2 protein-coding genes are annotated in these 1650 nt (G+C 61.8%); both read right to left on the minus strand.

Going from position 1 to position 1650, the window contains the following annotated elements; translation table 11 throughout:
- A partial coding sequence (locus tag NP596_RS21235; RefSeq protein WP_256617375.1) for an efflux RND transporter permease subunit occupies window positions 1–621 on the minus strand: 621 nt, incomplete at its 3' end.
- Window positions 618–1650: efflux RND transporter periplasmic adaptor subunit (locus NP596_RS21240; RefSeq protein ID WP_256617376.1), on the minus strand; the 1033-nt coding region annotated here is incomplete at its 5' end. The genes NP596_RS21235 and NP596_RS21240, both read right to left, overlap by 4 nt.

Raw genomic sequence — 1650 nt, forward strand, 5'->3', positions numbered from 1 at the left:
CAATTGGCGGGAAATGTCGGCCGCCGTGGCGCCGAGCGCCTGCAGTTTGACCGGATCGAGGGCAATCGTCACCTCGCGGCTGACACCGCCCACCCGATTGACCGCCCCCACGCCGCGCACCGACAGCAAGCGTTTGGCCACCGTGTCTTCCACGAACCAAGACAGCGATTCGTCGTCCCGTTGCGCGGAATTCACGGTAAAGGCCAGGATGGGCGAACCGGCCAAATCCAGTTTAGTGACAACCGGGTCGCGCAGGTCGCCGGGCAGATCGGTGCGTACTTTGGACACAGCCGAGCGCACATCGTCCAAGGCTTCCTGCACCGGTTTTTCCAGGCGGAATTCCGCCGTTATGGTGACGTTGCTGTCCTGCACCTTGCTGGTCATGTGTTTCAGCCCTTGCAAAGTGGCGATGGCGTTTTCGATTTTGCGCGCCACTTCGGTTTCCAGTTGCGACGGCGAGGCGCCGGGCAAGGAGGCCGATACCGTGACCGTCGGCAGGTCCAGATCGGGAAAATTCTGCACCTTCATGGCCTTGAAGCTGAGCAGGCCGGCGAAACTGAGCAGTACGAACAGCATCATTGCCGGAATCGGATTGCGGATACACCAGGCCGAGACGTTCATGGGGCCACCACTCTGACGCTGTCGCCGTCCGCCAGAAAGGAAGCGCCGCCGGCTACCAATTTATCCTCCGCACTCAGCCCCGACAGCACTTCCAGTTTGTCGCCGCTTCTGCGGCCGAGTTGCACTTTGATTTGATTGACCCGAGCCCGGTCGCCGGATTGTTCGGCCAGCCGGAACACGTAACTGAAGCCTTCCCTTAACGATAGTGCGTCTTGCGGCACGGTCAGGCCGCTGCTGCTGCCCAAATGGAATTCGCCGCGGGCGAACATGCCGGCGCGCAGGCCGCTTTGCACGGCATGCGGCAAATCGACGTAGACCAGGCCGTTACGGCTTTGTTCGTTCAGGGTGGGCGCTAAAAAGCGCACCGTGCCTTCGATACTGCCGACATTGGGCACTTCGACCGTTACGGCAACGCCGGGCGCCAGCTGGGTCATTTCGGCGGCCGTCACTTCGCCACGCCATTCCAGCCGGTTTTGCCGGATCAGCCGGAACAGTTCCTGGCCCTTGCTCGCCACCGCGCCCAAAGTGGCGCCGCGCGAGGAAATCACGCCGTCGTCGCTAGCCAATACCTTGGTGTATTTTAGCCGCAATAATTGTGCATCCAACTGGGCCTTGGCCAACTGCAGCTTGGCGCGGGCGGTTTTTTCGATGGTTAGATATTGGTCGACTTGTTGCGCGCTAAGCGCTCCGGCCGGAGATATCTTGGTCGCTCTGGAGGCATTGACTTTGGCTTCCGCCAAGTTGGCTTCGGCTTCGGCCAGCACAGCCCGGCTCTGCGCCACATCGGCCAGCACGCTTTCCTCGGCGAAAGTCGCCAAAACCTGGCCTTTCCTGACTGCTTCGCCGACTTGTACATTCACCGCATTCAAGCGCAGATCGCCGACTTCGGCGCCGATCACGGCTTCCTGCCAGGCTGCGATCGAACCGTTGGCGGTCAGACTGACCGGAATATCGCGCGTTTCCGGGCGGACCACGGAAACGCTGAGCGCCGGATTGGCGGCCGGCGGCGTAACGGGTGGCGCGGGTTCG

The sequence above is a fragment of the Methylomonas rivi genome (assembly GCF_024505165.1).
GTDB lineage: Bacteria > Pseudomonadota > Gammaproteobacteria > Methylococcales > Methylomonadaceae > Methylomonas > Methylomonas rivi.